Below are 17,335 nucleotides of genomic sequence, written 5' to 3'. Positions count from 1 at the left end.
TCCTGCCTCACAGTGCCGGTGGGGTGAACGTGCCGACCGTGGACTCCAGCGCGGCGGCGACCCGGTACATCCGGTCGTCCGCCATCGTCGGGGCCATGATCTGGAGCCCGACCGGGAGCCCGTCGGAGAGGCCGCACGGCACCGAGATGCCCGGCCCGCCGTACAGGTTCGTCGGAATGGTGAACAGGTCCGCCAGGTACATCTGGTACGGGTCGGCGGTGCGTGCGCCGATCGGGAACGCCACGAACGGCGTGGTCGGCGAGATCAGCGCGTCTACCCGCTCGAATGCGGCGGTGAAGTCCCGGGTGATCAGGGTGCGGACCTTTTGCGCCTGCCCGTAGTAGGCGTCGTAGTAGCCCGAGGAGAGCGCGTACGTGCCGAGCATGATCCGGCGCTTGACCTCGGGCCCGAAGCCGGCCTCCCGGGTCAGCGACATGACCTCCTCCAGCGACCGGTTGCCGTCGTCGCCGACCCGCAGGCCGAACCGGACGCCGTCGAACCGGGCCAGGTTGGAGGAGCACTCGCTGGGGGCGATCAGGTAGTACGCCGGCAGCGCGTACCTGAAGTGGGGGCAGGACACCTCCACGATCTCGGCGCCCAGCTTGGCCAGCGCGTCGACCGACTCGCGGAACGCCGCCATCACGCCCGGCTCGGCGCCCTCGCCGGTGAACTCCGTGACCACGCCCAGCTTCACGCCGGTCAGGTCGCCGGTCGCGCCGAGCCGCGCGGCGGCGACCACGTCGGGCACCGGCTGCGGGATCGAGGTGGAGTCGCGCGGGTCGTGGCCGCCGATCGCCGCGTGCAGCAGCGCCGCATCGAGCACCGTACGCGCGCACGGGCCCGGGGTGTCCAGCGACGAGGAGAACGCCACCAGGCCGTAGCGGGAGGTGCCGCCGTAGGTGGGCTTCGCGCCGACGGTGCCGGTGACCGCGCCGGGCTGACGGATCGAGCCGCCGGTGTCCGAGCCGATCGCCAACGGCGCCTCGTACGCCGCGACGGCGGCGGCGCTGCCGCCACCGGAGCCGCCCGGGATGCGGTCGAGGTCCCACGGGTTGTGGCTCGGCCCGTACGCCGAGTACTCCGTGGAGGAACCCATCGCGAACTCATCCATGTTGGTCTTGCCGAGCATCACCGTGCCGGCGGCCCGCAGCCGCTGCACGATGGTCGCGTCGTACGGCGGACGCCAGCCCTCGAGGATCTTCGAGCCGACGGTGGTCGGCACGCCCTTGGTGGTGAGCACGTCCTTGACCGCGACCGGGACCCCGGCCAGCGGGCCCAACTCCTCGCCGGCGGCCCGGCGCTCGTCCACGGACCGGGCGGCGGCGAGCGCCCCCTCGGTGTCGACGTGCAGGAAGGCGTGCACCCGCTCCTCGACGGCGGAGATCCGGTCCAGGTGCGCCCGGGTCACCTCGACTGCCGAGGCCTCCCCGCTGGCGACCAGCGCGGCGATCTCCGTCGCGGTCTTCGTGATCAGCTCGCTCATGACGCCACATCCTCGTCCAGGATCCGCGGGACGCGGAACCGCTGTTCCTCCGCGTCGGGCGCGCCCGACAGCGCCTCCGCCGGGGTCAGACCCGGCACCACCACGTCCTCACGCAGCACGTTCGTCAGCGGTACGGAGTGCGAGGTCGGCGGAATGTCGGCCGCGGCGACCTCGCCGACCTGGGCGACCGCCTGGAGGATCGTGTCGAGCTGGCCGGCGAAGGTGTCCAGCTCCTCCTCCGTGACGGCGAGCCGCGACAGTCGCGCCAGGTGCGCGACCTCCTCGCGGGAGATGGCGGCCATCAGTGCCCCCTTCGTGGCTGTCGTGCTGTTCCGGCGGTGGGTCGCCGCGTGCCGGGATGACGATGACATGCGGTGACCGGAGCGAGTCTATTGTCCAGCACCCACCGGGCGTCCCCGACTCCCCCTCCGGCCCCGCCGGCGGCACGCGGGCCCGCGCTCAGCGCGCCTGCGGGGGTCGAGTCCCCGCCTCCCGCGCCGCCGGGCGCAGCGGCCGGTACCGGGCCAGCCAGGTGGCCAACTCCTCGGCGGGCATCGGCCGGGCGTAGAACCAGCCCTGCGCCACGTCGCAGCCGGCGGCGTGCAGCAGCCGCCAGGTCCGCTCGTCCTCCACCCCCTCGGCGACGACCCGCAGCCCCAGCGCCCCAGCCAGCTCGATCATCGACCGGACGATCGCCGCGTCGTCCGCGTCGTCGGCCATCCCGAGCACGAACGACCGGTCCACTTTCACCTCGGACAGCGGCAACCGGCGCAGGTGCTGCATCGACGAGTAACCGGTGCCGAAGTCGTCCAGCGCGATGGCCACCCCGATGGTGTGCAGCCGGGAGATCGTGGCCAGCACCCGGCGCGGATCCGCCATCAGTGCGCCCTCGGTGATCTCCAGTTGCAGCCGCTCGGGGTGGACACCGTACCGGGCGAGCCGGTCGGCGATCTGATCGGCGATCTCGCCGGTGTGCAGGTCCCGGACGCTGACGTTGAGCGCGGCCCGCAGGGTGATCCCGGCCGCCGACCACTTCGCCAACTGCCCCACCACGTCGTCGACCACCCGGCGGGTGAGCAGCCGCATCACCGCGCTCTGCTCGGCGACCCGGATCAGCTCCTCCGGGTCGACCATGCCCCGGCGCGGGTGCCGCCAGCGCAGCAGCGCCTCCACGCCCACCACCTCGCCGGTGGCGATGGCGACCTGGGGTTGGTAGTACATGGTGATCTCGCCGACCTCGCCGACCTCGCCGACCTCGCCGGGCGCCGGGTGCCGGCCGGCCGGCTCGGCGTACGCCACCGGTGTTCCCGGCCCGGCCCCACGGTCGACCCCCTCCTCCGCCGCCACGGTGCCGCCCGGTTCCCCCGGCTGCTGCGGCCCGTCCCCGGCCACGGCGGCACGCCGCCGGAGCGGGTCGGCGGCGGTGACGATCCGGTCGATCAGCTCGTCGGGGTGGGCGGACGCCGGACGCTCCCGGCGCCGGCGCGCCCCCCACCGGGCCGCCCCGCCGGTCGATCGTCCCGGCCGGTCGGCGACCGTCGGGGCGAGGGCTGCGGGCAGCGCGGCGCCGTCCCCACCACGCACCCCGGCGACCCCCCGGTCGTCCCGCCCCGCCGCCCCCACCGGACCCGCTTCGAGTACGCGCCGCAGGTCAGCCAGGAGACCCAGCCGCTCGGCGGAGTTGTGGTCGGACTCGGCGGCGTACACGGCGACGGTGTCGTTGCGGTGCTTCGCGTCGTACATCGCCACGTCGGCGTGGCGCATCAGGGTGGCGAAGTCCTCACCGTGCTCGGGGTAGATCGCGATGCCGATGGAGCCGCCGACGTCCAGCGGCAGGCCGTCGAGCGCCACCGGCTCGGCGAGCGCGCCCACCAGCCGTTCGGCCCGCTCCCGGGCGGCGTCCACGCCGGTCAGCCCGGTGGCGAGGATGGCGAACTCGTCCCCGCCGAGGCGGGCGAGCAGGTCCTGCTCCCGCACGGCGCCGGCCAGCCGGGCGCTCACCTCGACCAGCAGCCGGTCACCCACGGCGTGACCGAGCGCGTCGTTGACGTTCTTGAACCGGTCCAGGTCGATCAGCAGCAGCGCCAAGTGGGCGTCCTGGTCGCCCCGGGCCGCCCGCTCGGCGTGCAGGTGGACCTGCTCGGCCACCTCCGTCAGCAGCGCCTTGCGGTTGGGCAGGCCGGTGAGCGGGTCGAGCGCGCCGAGCTGTTCCTGTTCGACGGCGAGCCGGGCCATCCGGTACACCGCGAAGAGCGGCACCAGCACCAGCGGGATCAGCGCGGCGCTGGCCCGGGCGGCGGCCACCAGCACCGGGGCGAGCAGCAGCAGCGACCCGGTGGAGATCAGCTCGTAGCCCAGGCCCGACCGGACGCCGGGCCACCAGCGGTCCCCGAACCGCAGCCGGATGGCCGCACTGACCAGGCCGTAGTTGACCGCGAACCAGGCCGCCGCCGCCCCGCCCACCGCCAGCACGTCGCCCCAGCTCAGCCGCCCACCGTCGAAAATTTCACCCGGCCCGAGGCCGGTGACCACGGCGGCGGCGGCGAGGGCGCAGGCGTACTGGGCGGCGTTGAAGCCGGCCCGCCACCCGGCCTGTCCCGTCCGCAAGGAGGAGACGACCACCGCCACCGTCTGCACCGCCACGGCCGGGCCGAGCCCCCAGCCCAGCAGGATGGCAAAGGTGAAGCAGGTGGACGGGAAGACCGCCGACGACTGCCGCCGCCCCGGCGGCACGAACGGCCGGGCGTCGCAGACCACGGCCAGCGCCGCCATCGTCCAGAACGCCGCCGGCAGCTCGGCGAGCCGACCCGGCAGGGCGGTCAGCGGCCCCGCCGAGACCCCCAGCGCCAACGCCGTGACGGCGGCGACGAAGCCGAAGAAGGGCGCCACCCGTCCCGGCGGGACGGAGTTTCGCGGATCGACGGCCCCCATCGCACCTCCCGGGTAGTGGTCGCGGCGGGCCCTGCGCCCGTCGTGCCCCCCATGAAACGCCCTGAGTGCCGGTTTGTCCGAGACGACAGCCACGAATCGGTCGTAGTCGTAATTAAGTTGGTATGCGCGGCAGGTCCGGTCAAGACGCGCCGGGCCACATCACTCGACGACGCGGGCCACCTCCCGGGCCGCGTCACTCGATGACGCGGGCCACCTCCCGGGCCGCGTCCGGGCCCTGGTCGAGCAGGACCCGGAAACCCTCCTCGTCCAGCACCGACAGCTTCAGACCGACCGCCTTCTCCGCCTTGGAGCCGGGGTTCTCCCCCACCACCACAAAGCTGGTCTTCTTCGAGACCGATCCGGTGACCTTGCCGCCCCGGGTCTGGATCGCCTCGGCCGCCTGGTCCCGGGAGAACCCGACGAGGGTGCCGGTCACCACGACGGTGAGCCCCTCCAGCGGGCGCGGCCCCTCGTCGCCGGCCTCCTCGGCCATCCGTACGCCCGCCTCGGCCCACTTGCGGACCACCTCGCGGTGCCAGTCGACGGCGAACCACTCGATGATGCTGGCCGCGATCGTCGGGCCGACGCCGTCGACCGAGGAGAGTTCCTCCTCGGTGGCCGCCTCGATCGCCGCCATCGAGCGGAAGTGCCGGGCAAGGGCCTGGGCTGCGGTCGGGCCAACGTGCCGGACGGAGAGCGCCACCAGCACCCGCCACAGGTCACGCTCCCTGGCCACGGCAAGGTTGTCGAGCAGCTTCACGGCGTTGGTGCCGAGGCTGCCGTCCTTGTTGACGAAGAACGGCGACCCGGCCAACTGCTCCGCGTCGAGGCCGAACAGGTCGCCCTCGTCCACGATGATCTGCGCGTCCAGCAACGCCGCCGCGCCCTTGTAGCCCAGCACCTCGATGTCGAACGCGCCTCGCCCGGCCAGGTGGAAGACCCGCTCGCGCAACTGCGCGGGGCAACTGCGGCTGTTGGGGCAGCGGATGTCGATGTCGCCCTCTTTTGCCGGGGCGAGCGGGGTGCCGCAGGCCGGGCAGTTGGTCGGCATGACGAACGGCCGGGCGTCGGCGGGCCGCAGGTCGACCACCGGGCCGAGCACCTCGGGGATCACGTCGCCGGCCTTGCGGATCACCACCGTGTCGCCGATCAGCACGCCCTTGCGTTCCACCTCGCGCGCGTTGTGCAGGGTGGCCAGGGCCACCGTGGAGCCGGCCACCCGAACCGGCTCCAGCACGGCGAACGGGGTGACCCGGCCGGTGCGGCCGACGTTGACGTCGATGTCGAGCAGCTTGGTGTTGACCTCCTCCGGCGGGTACTTGAAGGCGATCGCCCAGCGCGGGGCCCGGCTGGTCGAGCCGAGCCGGCCCTGGATGGAGACCGGGTCCACCTTGACCACCACGCCGTCGATCTCGTGCTCGACGTCGTGCCGGTGCTCGGCGTAGTACGCGATGAACTCGGCGACACCGGACAGGTCGGGCACCACCCGCCAGCGGTCACTGGTCGGCAACCCCCACGCCCGCAACGCCGCGTACGCCTCGGACTGGGCGGTCGGGGTGTAGCCGCGCCGGGAGCCGATGCCATGCACCACCAGCCGCAGCGGCCTCGACGCGGTGACCCGCGGGTCCTTCTGGCGCAGGCTGCCGGCAGCAGCGTTGCGCGGGTTGGCGAAGGGCTCCTTGCCCTGCTCGACCAGGCCGGCGTTGAGATCGGCGAAGGCGGCCACCGGGAAGTAGATCTCACCGCGCACCTCGATGAACTCAGGCACGTCGGGGAACTCGTCGGACGGGGTCAGCCGGGCCGGGACGTCCCGGATGCTGCGGACGTTGGCGGTGACGTCCTCGCCGGTGCGCCCGTCGCCCCGGGTGGCCGCGCGGACCAGCCGGCCCTTCTCGTAGGTCAGGTTGATCGCCAGCCCGTCCACCTTGAGCTCGCACAGGTAGGGCGCCGGACCGCCCGCGTCCCGCTCCACCCGCTCGGCCCAGGCCGCCAACTCCTCGTCGGCGAACGCGTTGTCGAGGGAGAGCAGCCGCTCGGCGTGGGTGACCGGGGTGAAGTCGGTGGAGAACGTGCCGCCGACCCGCTGAGTCGGGGAGTCCGGGGTGCGCAGGGCGGGGAACTCCGCCTCCAGCGCCTCCAACTCGCGCAACTGCCGGTCGAACTCGGCGTCGGTGATGATCGGGGCGTCCAGCACGTAGTAGCGGTACTGGTGCTCGGTCAGCTCCTGACTCAGGGTGGCGTGCCGCTCCCGCGCCTCGATGGTCGGCTCGGTGCCCGCCGCCGCCTCCTGCGCCGGGGTGACCCGCTGCGGGACGACATCCTCCGCCACCGCACCGGCCTTCGGATCGGCACCGGCCTTCGGATCGCCCGACGTCTCCCGGTCGGCCTCAGACCTCGCGCCGCCCGACGACTCCCCGTCGGCCTCAGACCTCGCGCCGCCCGACGACTCCCCGTCGGCCTCAGACCTCGCGCCGCCCGACGACTCCCCGCCCGCCCCGGACCTCGCGCCGCCCGACGACTCCCCGCCCGCCCCGGACCTCGCGCCGCCCGACGACTCCCCGCCCGCCCCGGACCTCGCGCCGCCCGACGACTCCCCGTCGGCCTCCGCCGATGGTTCGGCCGCCGACGCCGGGTCGTCCTGAGACGCTCTGCCGCTCCTCGACGCTCTGCCGCTTTCGGACACCCTGCCGCTCCCCGACACCTCGCCGCTACCGGACACGTCGTGCGACCTCCCGTGATCAAGCTACCCCCGCACCGTATCGGTCCGGTGGGACAATCCACCGGTCGCACGCCGCGCCCGACGGGCCGCCGCGCCGCCGACGTGCGAGGATCGCCGCACCGTCGGAGGGGCTCGGGCCGGCGCGGAAAAAGGGGGAACGGATGCCGGACTGGCTGCTCTGGACGCTGGTGATCGCGCTGGCCGTCGCGGCCGGCTGGGCGTGGAGCGAGTGGCGCCGGCGCAACGCCGACCCTGCCCGTGCCCGGCGGAACCGATCCCGACCCGAGCGGTCCAGGCCGCGCCCGAAGGGCACCACCACCCGCCCCGGCCGGGGTACCGACACACGCTCCTCCGGCCGTCCGGCCGCCCCGCCCCGGCCGCGCGCCGCCGAACGGACCACCGCCCCCGCCGGCACGCCGCGTCCCGGGGATATCTGGTGGGCCGACGTCCCGTACGCCGACGGTAGTGGCTCGAAGATCCGCCCCTGTCTCGTGCTGCGGGCCGACGGCCGGGGTGCCGACGTACTCAAGATCACCAGTCAGGACAAGTCCGACCGGGACGATCATGTCCGCATTCCCACCCGCGACTGGGACCCCGACGCCGAGCACGACAGCTTCCTCGACATCAGCGAGCCCATCCGCGTCACCACCGCGGCCTTCCAGGACCACGCCGGCCAGCTCGCCCCCCACCTCTGGCGCCAACTGACCGCCCTCCCCCACCTCCCCACCCCCTAACCCCCGCCCCCGCCCCCGCCCCCGCCCCCGCCCCGCCCCGTTGATCATGAAGTTATTGCCGGCCACCCCGGCGTGTCGTAGCTATAACTTCATGATCAACGGGGCGGGGCGGGGCGGGGCGGGGGCGGGAAGGGGTGGGGTGGGGTGGGGTGGGGGGTTAGTTGTGGGGGGTGGTGAGGGTAGTTAGTTGGTCGGCGTACTCGATGCGGGTGGACCAGTCGGCCGGCCAGGCGGGCATGCCGTGGGCGGCGCCGACGAAGGCGCCGGCCAGCGCGGCGATCGAGTCGGAGTCGCCGGCGGTGGTGGCGCCCCGGGCCAGCGCGCCGACCGGGTCGTCGGCGTGCCAGAGGGCGCAGAGCAGCGCGGTTGCCAGGGCCTCCTCGGCCACCCATCCCTCACCGGTACGCCGGCACGGGTCGCCGCCGTCGTCGGGGCGGGCGAGCGTCGTGGTCAGTCGGCCCAGGGCGCCCAGGCACTCGTCCCAGCCACGGGCGATGAACTCCTGCGGCGAGTCCACGCCGGGGCGCTGCCACAGGTCACCGAGCCAGTCCGCCCGGTAGACCCGGCGCTGCTCGCGGGCCCGCTCGGCGAGCAGCGCCGGCAGTTCGGCCAGCGCCGTGCCGTCGCAGAGCAGCCGGACCGCGTACGCGGTCAGCTCGCTGGCGGCCAGCCCGGTGGGGTGGCCGTGGGTCAGCCCGGCCTGGAGCTGGGCGAGACCGGCCAGGGTGTCCAGGTCGACGGGGAGCAGCCCGACCGGGGTGACCCGCATGTTGGCGCCGCAGCCCTTCGAGCCGGCCACGGTCGCCTCCTGCCAGCGCACTCCCCGGGACAGCTCCGCGCAGGCCCGTAGGCAGGTCATCCCGGGGGCGCGGTTGTTCTCCGGGCTGATCGCCCAGGCCAGGAAGCGCTTGCGCAGCAGCGGCTCGACCGCCTCCGGGGTGAGCACCGGCGCGTCGTGCAGCGCCCAGGCCACCGCGAGCGCCATCTGGGTGTCATCGGTGACCAGTGCCGGATCGCCCTCCAACTCACAGGGCCCGGACGGGCCGTACCGGCGGTGGATCTCGGCGACGGTCAGGAACTCGGTCGGTCGGCCCAGCGCATCACCGTAGGCGAGGCCGAAGAGCGAGCCGGAGGCCCGCCGGAGCGAGGAGTCGATCATCCTGGCGATGATGCCCGGTGGACGCAACCATCGCCAGGTGGGCGCGGGTCAATCCCAGCAGAGGCAGAACGGGTGACCGGCCGGATCGGCGTAGACCCGGAAGCCCTCCCCCTCGCCGGGGAGCCGCCGCGCGCCGAGCGCCAGCGCCGCCTTCTCGGCGGTCTCGATGTCGGAGACGGTGACGTCGAGGTGGAACTGCTGGGGCCGCTCCGGGTCCGGCCAGGTCGGCGCGCGCAGGTCGGGTGCCTGCTGGAAGGCGAGCCGGGGCTGGTGGCCCACCGGGCCGCCGAGCACCACCCAGTCGTCGTCGGAGTCCTCATCCGCCACCGGCAGGCCCAGCAGCTCGGCGTAGAAGGTGGCGAGGGCGCGGGGATCGGGGCAATCGATCACCGTGGAACGCAGGTGTCCAATCATGGCGTCATCCTGCCCACCGGGTACGACAGGAAACGTCAGTCCTCGGCGAATCGCCGCCCCGCGTCCCGGCACGCCGCCAGCACCGCCCGGGCGTACTGCGGGGTGGCCCCCGCGAGGCCGCAGGCCGGGGTGACCACCACCTGCTCGGCGAGCCGGCGGCGCGGGAAGCCGAGGCGGTCCCAGAGCTGACGTACCCGGTCGGCGACCTGGGCGGAAGTCGGCGCGCGACCGTCCGGCGGCGGGGTGGCCGGTGCGGCGCCGACCAGCAGCCCGAGCCCGGCGTCGATGGCCTCGCCGAGCGGGTCCAGGCCCCGCACCAGGCTCAGGTCCAGCCCGACCGCGGCGGCGCCGGTCGAACGGATCAGCTCCAGCGGGACGTCCGGCGCGCAGCAGTGCACCACGACCGGCACCCCGACCGCGTCGACCACCGTGCGCAGCAGGGCCGCCGCGTCGGGCTCCGACACCGGGCGGTACGCGCCGAGGCCACTCTCGGTGGGCACCCGCCCGGCCAGCACGGTCGGCAGGGACGGCTCATCGAGTTGGAGCAGCACCGTGGCGCGGGGCAGCCTGCGGGTGACCGCGGCGACGTGTATGCGCAGCCCCTCGGCGAGGGAGCCGGTGAGGTCCCGCACCGCGCCGGGGTCGCGCAGCATCCGGCCGCCGATCGGCAGCTCGAGCGAGGCGGCGAGGGTGCACGGGCCGGCGGCCTGCACCTTGATCGTCCCCGCGTACTCCTCGGCCTGCTCGGCGAGCTGGTCGAGGTCGCGTTCCAGGAGGTCCCGGGCTCGGCGCAGGTCCCGCCCCGGGCGGGGGGCGACCCGCCAGCGACCCACATACAGCTCGACGGGCAGCTCGGCCAGCAGGCCGCCGGTACGGCCGATCAGGTCTGCCCCCGGCCCGCGCGCGGGCAGCTCGGGCAGGTGGGACAACCCGGGCAGCTCACCGAGGACGATCCGCTGCGCCTCGGCGACGTCGGTGCCGGGCAGCGAACCGATGCCGGTCGCCGCGCCGGCGGGCCAGGGCCACGCAAGATCTGTCACGAGCGAAGGGTATACGGGCCGCCACCGTCAAGGGGCGGGACGGGACGCCGGCCGGCGGCGGACCCCAGCTCACCACGGTGACCGTGGGCCTCAGCCGGCCGATGGTGGTGGGCCTCAGCCGGCGATGGTGGCGGAGCCGAGCACCACGTCGCCAGCCGGGTCCGGCCGGTAGGCCACCACGGCCTGGCCGGCGGCGACACCGCGCACCGGGCGGCGCAGCTCGGCGCGGAGGGTGTCACCGGTCAGCTCGACGGCGGCCGGAACCACGTCGCCGTGAGCGCGCAGCTGCACCTCGCACTCGATCGGCGCGGTCGGCCGCTCGCCGCCGGTCCACACGAGACGCTCGGCGCGCACCGCGGAGACGTCCAGCGCCTCCGCCGGACCCACCGTCACGGTGTTGGTCTTCGGGGTGATCGAGAGCACATAGCGCGGCCGGCCGTCGGGGGCTGAACGGTCCAGGTGCAGGCCGCGCCGCTGCCCCACCGTGTACGCGTACGCACCGGTGTGGCTGCCCACCACCGCGCCGGTGAGCGCGTCGACCACGTCGCCGGGTGCCTCGCCGAGCCGCCCCGCGAGGAAGCCGCGGGTGTCGCCGTCGGCGATGAAGCAGATGTCGTGCGAGTCCGGCTTGTCCGCCACGGCGAGCCCGCGCCGGGCCGCCTCCTCGCGGACCTGCACCTTGGTCGAGTCGCCGAGCGGGAAGACGGACCGGTCGAGCTGGGCGCGGGTCAACACCGCGAGGACGTACGACTGGTCCTTCGCGAGGTCGACGCTGCGGCGCAGCAGGCCGTCCGGGCCGAGCCGGGCGTGGTGGCCGGTGACCACGGCGTCGAAGCCCAGCGCGACGGCCCGGTCCAGCACCGCGGCGAACTTGATCTTCTCGTTGCAGCGCAGGCAGGGGTTCGGGGTACGGCCGGCCGCGTACTCGGCGACGAAGTCGGCGACCACATCGGAGTGGAACCGGTCGGCCATGTCCCAGACGTAGAACGGGATGCCGATCACGTCGGCGGCCCGCCGGGCGTCCCGAGAGTCCTCCAGGGTGCAGCACCCGCGTGCCCCGGTGCGGTAGGTCTGCGGGTTGCGGGCCAGCGCCAGGTGCACGCCGGTGACGTCGTGCCCGGCCTCCACGGCCAGCGCCGCCGCCACGGCGGAGTCCACCCCGCCCGACATGGCCGCCAGAACCCTCACCCCGTCACGCTCCCTTCCCCACCCGAGCCTACCCGGGGGCCGGGTCAACGAGGGTTGCGGAGGGCGGCGGCCCGGCGGGCCCGGTCGACCGCGACCGGGAGCGCGGCGACCAGGGCGTCGATGTCGGCCTGGGTGCTCGTGTGGCCGAGGGTGAAGCGCAGGGAGGAGCGGGCCCGGTCATCGTCGGCGCCCATCGCGATCAGCACGTGCGAGGGCTGGGCCACCCCGGCGGAGCACGCCGAGCCCGTCGAGCAGGCGATGCCCTGGGCGTCGAGCAGGAGCAGCAGTGCGTCCCCCTCGCAGCCGGGGAAGGAGAAGTGCGCGTTACCCGGCAGGCGGTCGACGGGATCGCCGTTGAAGACCACCTCGGGAACGGCGTGCCGGACCCGCTCCACCAGGTCGTCGCGGAGGGTGGCCACCCGTACCGCGTACTCCTGCTGGCCCTTCACGGCCGCCTCCACCGCGACCGCGAAGGCGACGATGCCGGCGGTGTCCAGCGTGCCGGAGCGGACGTCGCGCTCCTGGCCGCCGCCGTGCAGCAGCGGCGTGGCCGCGACGTCCCGGGCGAGCAGCAGCGCGCCGACCCCCATGGGGCCGCCCAGCTTGTGCCCGGTGACGGTGAGCGCGGAGACCCCGCCAGCGGCGAAGTCGACCGGCACCTGGCCGACGGCCTGGACCGCGTCGGTGTGGAAGGGCACACCGTGCTCGGCGGCGACGGCGGCCAGCGCGGCGACCGGCTGGAGGGTGCCCACCTCGTTGTTGGCCCACATGGCGGTGACCACGGCGACCCCGTCACCGTGCGCGGCCAGCTCGGCGCGCAACGTCTCCGGGTCAAGCCGCCCCGCTGCGTCCACCGGCAGCCAGCCCACCTCGGCCCCCTCGTGGGCGGCCAGCCAGTCGACCGCGTCGAGCACAGCATGGTGCTCAACGGCGCTGGAAACCACCCGCCGCCGGGCCGCGTCCACGGACCGGCGGGCCCAGAAGACCCCCTTGACCGCGAGGTTGTCGCTCTCCGTGCCGCCACCGGTGAAGATCACCTCGGACGGGCGGGCGCCCAGCACGGCGGCCACCCGCTCGCGGGACTCCTCCACCCGACGCCGGGCCCGCCGGCCCGCCGCGTGCAGTGACGAAGCGTTGCCGACCTCGCGGGCGGTGGCGAGGTACGCCTCCAGTGCCTCGTCGAGCATCGGAGTCGTCGCGGCGTGATCCAGATATGCCATCACCGTTCAGCCTACTGACCGGGCCCGCGCCGGCCGGAGGCCGGAGGGCACCCGCGCCCCGGGGGCGGGTGGGCCACCGGGGCGCGGGCGCGAGGTGGGCGGAAAACCACCCAGTTGTACGTCGACGGCCGGCCTCCTACGCCGGTACGGCGGTGACCACGATGTTGTCGCGGTAGTGCCGGGTCCGGGCGTCGAACGGGCCGCCGCAGGTGATCAGGGTCAGTCTCGGTTTGCCGTCCCGGGCGAAGTACCGGTCCAGCGGGATCTTCGTCTTGGCGTATTCCTCGCGGGCGACGACCCGGTAGCCGCGCGGCCGCCCGTCGCTGCCGGTGGCGGTGAGGGTGTCACCCCGGTCCAGCTCGCGGAGCCGATAGAACGCCCCCTTGCCCTGCTCGGCGCTGTCGACGTGGCCGGCGATCACCACCGAACCGGCGGCGGTCTCCAGCCCGGGGCCGTACCGGTACCAGCCGACCTGGTCGACGCTGGGCGGCACCTCGAACTCGTCGGTGCTCCGGTTGATCCCGACGGGATCGACCCGGGCAGTGACGTCGATCGAGGGAATGCGCAGCCGTACCGGGGGGACGGTTTTCTCGCCGGCCGGCAGATCGCCCGGGGCGACCGCGACCGACGGGCCGGCCGGGGCACCCTCGGTGGGCGACGACGGTGCGGTGGCCAGGGCCGCCGCGTCCTGCGCGCCGACGTCCTTGGCGGGACCCGAGCCGCAGGCCACCACGCCCGCGACGGTGAGCGCGGCAACGCCGGCGGCCATGGCCGCCAGCGCGCCGCGGTTGCGCACCGTCACCGGCGACCGACCCGGGCGGTGGCCACCCGCGCGCCGCCGCCGACCAGCAGCAGTACGCCGGCACCGGCCAACGCGTACCACCAGGTCTGCACACCGGTCCCGGCCTGGCCGCCGGTGCCGCTGGGCACGCCGCCGGGGGCGGAGTGCAGGCCGGTGATCGTCTGGGCCACCAGGTCGAGGTTCTTGTCCTCGGCAGAGCCGGTCGCGTAGACGATGGTGGCGGTGCCCTCCTTCAGGGCCAGCTCCGCCGGGCCGATCGCCACGGTGTCGGTGCCGGCGAGCACCACGTCGGCCTTGACCGTGCCGGCGTCGACGTCGGCCTTGACCTCGTTCGGGTTGGTCAGGTCCTCGAAGATCGGCTTGCCACCGGCCCGCACGTCCACCGCCGGGGCGGCGGCGGTGTGCCGGACGATCAGCCGGGCCTTCCCGGCGGCGAGCTTGGCGGTGTCGTTGACGAACGGGGTGATCTTCGGCTTGCCGGCCGCGTCGAGGTGCGCGGCGAGGCTGATGTTCGCCCCGCCCGGGACCTCGGCGTCGTCGACGGTCAGGATCGCCTTGTCGAGCGCCTCGCCCGGCTTGGTCAGGGCGATGTCGTACGCGCCCTGCTTCAGGCTCAGCGGGCCGGCCACGTCGCCCGGCTTGAAGTTGTTGAGCGTCTTCTTGCCGTTGACGTACACGTCGACGGGGGTGTCCGGGATTCCGTGGACGACGGAGACCTTGCTGGTGGCGGCGAAGGCAGGCGTCGCGGTGAGGGCGCCGACGCCGGCAAACGCGAGCGCGGCAACCGCGCCCCCTGCGGCGACCCGACCAAAGTTCGGGAGCTGCATGTCTTCCTCCTGGTAGTTCGTGCTGGTTCGTCAGGTCTGTCGTGCAGAGATGGATACGCCGGCCGGCGAACCCCCGGATGCGATCGGGACGAATTTCTTCTTCTTCGCGCCGACCGCATCCGAAGCCGCCGTCCCGGACGAAGAGGAGGTGAGAAGAGTGCAGGCGCTTACCGACCACGAGAGTGGGGGCGATGACTGTGCGGGCTACAGTCGGCCATGCCCCATGGAAGGCGAACCGCCCGGTGACAGCGGTGCAGCAGGAACCCGATCCGCCACCCCCCGACGACCTCGCCGAGCGGTTTCGCGCCGGCGACGAGGCCGCGCTGCGGGAGGCCTACGACCGGTACGGCCGCGCCGTCCTGCACCTGGCCACGAGCACCCTGGCCAACCGCAGCGACGCGGAGGACGTGACCCAGGCGACCTTCGTCGCCGCCTGGCTCGGGCGGGACACCTTCGACCAGGCCAAGGGCTCGCTGATCGGCTGGCTGCTCGGCATCGGCCGGCGCAAGGTGATCGACCGGCTGCGCGCCTCCGCACGAGAGACCCAGGTGGTGGAGACGGTCCGGCGACTACCCGAACCGGTCCCGGCCGGCCAGGACCCGGACACGGTGGTCGACCGCCTGGTACTCGCTGACGAGTTGGCCCGACTCCCCGACGACCAGCGCCGCATGCTGGAGCTGGCCTTCTACGACGACCTGACCCACCAGCAGATCGCCACGGCGACCGGCGTGCCGCTGGGCACGGTGAAGAGCCACATCCGCCGTGGCATGGCGAGCCTGAAACGCAGATGGGAGGTGGACGGTGCCGCACCTGGAGCACGACCGGCTGGTTTTTCTGGCGCTCGGTGAGAGCGAGGCCGACAGCGGCGAGGCCCGCCACCTCGGCGCCTGCGCGCACTGCCGAAATGAGGTGACCGGTCTCCGGCACGTCGCCGGCCTGGGTGCCGGCACCCGGGGCCTGAACGACCTGCCCGACCCTCCCGCGCATGTCTGGCAGGGCATCCTCGCGGAGATCACCACCGCAGGCAGCCTGCCCTCGGGCGACGACCGGCACACCGCAGCGGAGATCACCACCGCCGACAGCTTGCCCTCGGGCGACGACCGGCACACCGCGCCGATGCCGAGAGCGGCGGGGACGACCGGGACCCGCCCGGCCACCCACGGCGCAAGGGCCACTGGCGACGGGGCCACCGGCGCCGCCCGCCCGGCCACCGGGGGCGGGACGGCCACCGGCGGGTCGAGGGTTCGGCGGGGTCGGCGGCGGCTTCCCCGCTGGGCGGGGACCGTGGCGACCGCAGTGGCCGCCGCCGCGATCGGGGTGGTCGGCACGCTCGCCGTCCTGTCCAACACCGCCGACGATCCCCGGCCGCCGGAGCGCGTGGTGCTGGCCGGCGGGCAACTGTCGGCGTACGGCACGACGTCGCGGGACGCCAACGGGGACGCCCGGGTGTTCACCGACGGCCAACTGCACCTGCATGTGGCGAATCTCCCGAAGATTCCGGGGTACTACGAGGTCTGGCTGATCGATCCGAAGACAATGCGGATGTTCTCGGTCGGAGTACTCAACTCCGGCACGGGCGATGCGCTGCTACCGTTGCCCCCGAACGTGGACGTACGGACCTACTCGGTGGTGGACGTCTCCGCCGAGCGCTACGACAACAAGCCCGCCCACTCCGGCGACAGCCTGCTGAGGGGCGCACTGACGGGCTGATCGGCGGGCCGGCTCAGCTCCCCGGCCCGCCGATCAACCTCCCCACCCCCTCCCCCGCTCGGGTGGCCAAATACGCGGAAAGAGTGGCTATCCAGTCTCGGATAGCCACTCTTTCCGCGTATTTGCGAAGGCCCGCAGGCGGGGGGTTATTTGCGCTTGCGGATTTCTTCGGCGGCTTGGGGGACGATCTTGAAGAGGTCGCCGACGACGCCGAAGTCAGCCAGCTCGAAGATCGGGGCCTCGCCGTCCTTGTTCACGGCGACGATGGTCTTCGAGGTCTGCATGCCGGCGCGGTGTTGGATGGCACCGGAGATGCCGAGCGCGACGTAGAGCTGCGGGGAGACCGTCTTGCCGGTCTGGCCCACCTGGAACTGGTGCGGGTAGAAGCCGGAGTCGACGGCCGCGCGGGATGCGCCGACGGCGCCGCCGAGCAGGTCGGCCAACTCCTCGACCAGCTTGAAGTTGTCGGCGTTGCCGACGCCACGACCGCCGGAGACGACCACGCCGGCCTCGGTCAGCTCTGGGCGGGAGCCCTTCTGCTCGGCCACCCGGTCAACGACCTTGGCCAGCTTGTCGGTGTCGGTGACCGACACGGTGAGCTGCTCGACGGTGGGGGTGGCGGCGGCCGGGGCCGGGGTGACCGAGTTCGGCCGGACCGTGACCAGCGGCAGACCGCGGGTGACCTTGGACTTCACGATCGCCGAGCCGGCGAACGCGACCTGGGTGGCGGTGCCGTCGGCGGCGAGGCCGACCACGTCGGTCAGGATGCCGTTGTCCAGCTTGACGGCCAGCCGGGCGGCGATCTCCTTGCCCTCCTGGGCGGAGGCGAGCAGCACGGCGGCCGGCTGCACCCGCCGGACCAGCTCGGCCAGCACGGTGGCCTTCGGGGCCACCAGGTAGCCGTCGATCTCCTCGCTCTCGGCAGCGTAGATCTTCTCCGCGCCGTACTCGCCGAGCTTGGTGCTCAGCGCCGCTGCGGCGCCGGGGCCACCGAGCACGACCGCGCTCGGCGTGCCCAGCTCGCGGGCGAGGGTGAGCATCTCCAGGGTGACCTTCTTGACGCCGAATTCCCGGGTGGCTTCGACGACGACGAGAACCTCAGACATGT

The 17,335-nt window shown here is 73.8% G+C and carries 15 protein-coding genes; 3 read left to right on the top strand and 12 right to left on the bottom strand.

The window, feature by feature from the left end; all coding sequences use genetic code 11:
* Positions 1 to 7: 7 nt before the first annotated feature.
* The 4 genes from gatA to ligA all read right to left on the bottom strand — a co-directional run bounded on the left by gatA (position 8) and on the right by ligA (position 6,743).
* Complete coding sequence (gene gatA, locus SNR22_RS04135) at positions 8 to 1,483, bottom strand: Asp-tRNA(Asn)/Glu-tRNA(Gln) amidotransferase subunit GatA (protein ID WP_320065096.1); 1,476 nt, start codon at positions 1,481 to 1,483, stop codon at positions 8 to 10.
* A complete protein-coding gene (gene gatC, locus SNR22_RS04130; RefSeq protein ID WP_007075103.1) occupies positions 1,480 to 1,785 on the bottom strand; it encodes an Asp-tRNA(Asn)/Glu-tRNA(Gln) amidotransferase subunit GatC in 306 nt (101 codons plus the stop codon). Before gatC ends, gatA begins: the two co-directional genes overlap by 4 nt.
* Positions 1,786 to 1,942: 157 nt before the next feature.
* Positions 1,943 to 4,414 (bottom strand): putative bifunctional diguanylate cyclase/phosphodiesterase, encoded by a 2,472-nt coding sequence (locus SNR22_RS04125; protein ID WP_320065095.1) that lies wholly within the window; start codon positions 4,412 to 4,414, stop codon positions 1,943 to 1,945.
* Between the two features lie 193 nt (positions 4,415 to 4,607).
* Positions 4,608 to 6,743, bottom strand: a complete 2,136-nt coding sequence (gene ligA, locus SNR22_RS04120; RefSeq protein WP_320065094.1) for an NAD-dependent DNA ligase LigA — start codon at positions 6,741 to 6,743, stop codon at positions 4,608 to 4,610.
* Positions 6,744 to 7,294: 551 nt separating this feature from the next.
* Between ligA and SNR22_RS04115 the strand changes: the two genes are divergently transcribed.
* Positions 7,295 to 7,867, top strand: a complete 573-nt coding sequence (locus SNR22_RS04115) for a type II toxin-antitoxin system PemK/MazF family toxin (protein WP_320065093.1) — start codon at positions 7,295 to 7,297, stop codon at positions 7,865 to 7,867.
* Positions 7,868 to 8,024: 157 nt separating this feature from the next.
* Here SNR22_RS04115 and SNR22_RS04110 read toward each other — a convergent pair whose 3' ends face one another.
* The 7 genes from SNR22_RS04110 to SNR22_RS04080 form a co-directional block, all read right to left on the bottom strand.
* Complete coding sequence (locus SNR22_RS04110; RefSeq protein ID WP_320065092.1) at positions 8,025 to 9,026, bottom strand: ADP-ribosylglycohydrolase family protein; 1,002 nt, start codon at positions 9,024 to 9,026, stop codon at positions 8,025 to 8,027.
* A gap of 48 nt (positions 9,027 to 9,074) precedes the next feature.
* On the bottom strand, positions 9,075 to 9,440 hold the full coding sequence (locus SNR22_RS04105) for a VOC family protein (RefSeq protein WP_320065091.1): 366 nt from the start codon (positions 9,438 to 9,440) through the stop codon (positions 9,075 to 9,077).
* Positions 9,441 to 9,475: 35 nt separating this feature from the next.
* Positions 9,476 to 10,480, bottom strand: a complete 1,005-nt coding sequence (locus SNR22_RS04100; protein ID WP_320065090.1) for a methionine synthase — start codon at positions 10,478 to 10,480, stop codon at positions 9,476 to 9,478.
* 114 nt (positions 10,481 to 10,594) lie between these two features.
* Complete coding sequence (mnmA, locus tag SNR22_RS04095; RefSeq protein ID WP_320065089.1) at positions 10,595 to 11,668, bottom strand: tRNA 2-thiouridine(34) synthase MnmA; 1,074 nt, start codon at positions 11,666 to 11,668, stop codon at positions 10,595 to 10,597.
* A 44-nt stretch (positions 11,669 to 11,712) separates the two neighbouring features.
* A complete protein-coding gene (locus SNR22_RS04090) occupies positions 11,713 to 12,888 on the bottom strand; it encodes a cysteine desulfurase family protein (RefSeq protein ID WP_320065088.1) in 1,176 nt (391 codons plus the stop codon).
* Positions 12,889 to 13,024: 136 nt separating this feature from the next.
* Positions 13,025 to 13,690: a class F sortase gene (locus SNR22_RS04085; protein ID WP_320065087.1), complete on the bottom strand. Its 666-nt coding sequence runs from the start codon at positions 13,688 to 13,690 to the stop codon at positions 13,025 to 13,027.
* Entirely contained in the window at positions 13,687 to 14,517 is an 831-nt protein-coding gene (locus SNR22_RS04080) for a DUF4397 domain-containing protein (RefSeq protein ID WP_320065086.1), read from the bottom strand. Before SNR22_RS04080 ends, SNR22_RS04085 begins: the two co-directional genes overlap by 4 nt.
* Positions 14,518 to 14,759: 242 nt before the next feature.
* Here SNR22_RS04080 and SNR22_RS04075 point away from each other — a divergent pair, with 242 nt between their 5' ends.
* Both SNR22_RS04075 and SNR22_RS04070 read left to right on the top strand, forming a co-directional pair.
* Entirely contained in the window at positions 14,760 to 15,365 is a 606-nt protein-coding gene (locus tag SNR22_RS04075) for an RNA polymerase sigma factor (RefSeq protein ID WP_320065085.1), read from the top strand.
* Positions 15,319 to 16,227 carry an anti-sigma factor gene (locus SNR22_RS04070; RefSeq protein ID WP_320065084.1) on the top strand — a complete coding sequence of 303 codons (909 nt, stop codon included), beginning with the start codon at positions 15,319 to 15,321 and terminating at the stop codon, positions 16,225 to 16,227. The genes SNR22_RS04075 and SNR22_RS04070 overlap by 47 nt, the downstream gene beginning before the upstream one ends.
* A gap of 146 nt (positions 16,228 to 16,373) precedes the next feature.
* Here the strand turns inward: SNR22_RS04070 and SNR22_RS04065 are convergent, their stop codons facing one another.
* Positions 16,374 to 17,333, bottom strand: a complete 960-nt coding sequence (locus tag SNR22_RS04065; protein ID WP_320065083.1) for an electron transfer flavoprotein subunit alpha/FixB family protein — start codon at positions 17,331 to 17,333, stop codon at positions 16,374 to 16,376.
* Positions 17,334 to 17,335 lie beyond the last annotated feature (2 nt).

Source organism: Micromonospora sp. RTGN7 (genome assembly GCF_033804645.1).
Lineage (GTDB): Bacteria > Actinomycetota > Actinomycetes > Mycobacteriales > Micromonosporaceae > Micromonospora.
Note: the sequence above shows the minus strand (reverse complement) of the source record. Positions and strands in the feature narration are given on the sequence as shown.

Excerpts from the sequence above, each read along its gene's own strand:
- gatA (WP_320065096.1), bottom strand. The coding sequence starts at position 1,483 with ATGAGCGAGCTGATCACGAAGACCGCGACGGAGATCGCCGCGCTGGTC.
- gatC (WP_007075103.1), bottom strand. The coding sequence starts at position 1,785 with ATGGCCGCCATCTCCCGCGAGGAGGTCGCGCACCTGGCGCGACTGTCG.
- SNR22_RS04125 (WP_320065095.1), bottom strand. The coding sequence starts at position 4,414 with ATGGGGGCCGTCGATCCGCGAAACTCCGTCCCGCCGGGACGGGTGGCG.
- SNR22_RS04115 (WP_320065093.1), top strand. The coding sequence starts at position 7,295 with ATGCCGGACTGGCTGCTCTGGACGCTGGTGATCGCGCTGGCCGTCGCG.
- SNR22_RS04110 (WP_320065092.1), bottom strand. The coding sequence starts at position 9,026 with ATGATCGACTCCTCGCTCCGGCGGGCCTCCGGCTCGCTCTTCGGCCTC.
- SNR22_RS04105 (WP_320065091.1), bottom strand. The coding sequence starts at position 9,440 with ATGATTGGACACCTGCGTTCCACGGTGATCGATTGCCCCGATCCCCGC.
- SNR22_RS04090 (WP_320065088.1), bottom strand. The coding sequence starts at position 12,888 with ATGGCATATCTGGATCACGCCGCGACGACTCCGATGCTCGACGAGGCA.
- SNR22_RS04080 (WP_320065086.1), bottom strand. The coding sequence starts at position 14,517 with ATGCAGCTCCCGAACTTTGGTCGGGTCGCCGCAGGGGGCGCGGTTGCC.
- SNR22_RS04065 (WP_320065083.1), bottom strand. The coding sequence starts at position 17,333 with ATGTCTGAGGTTCTCGTCGTCGTCGAAGCCACCCGGGAATTCGGCGTC.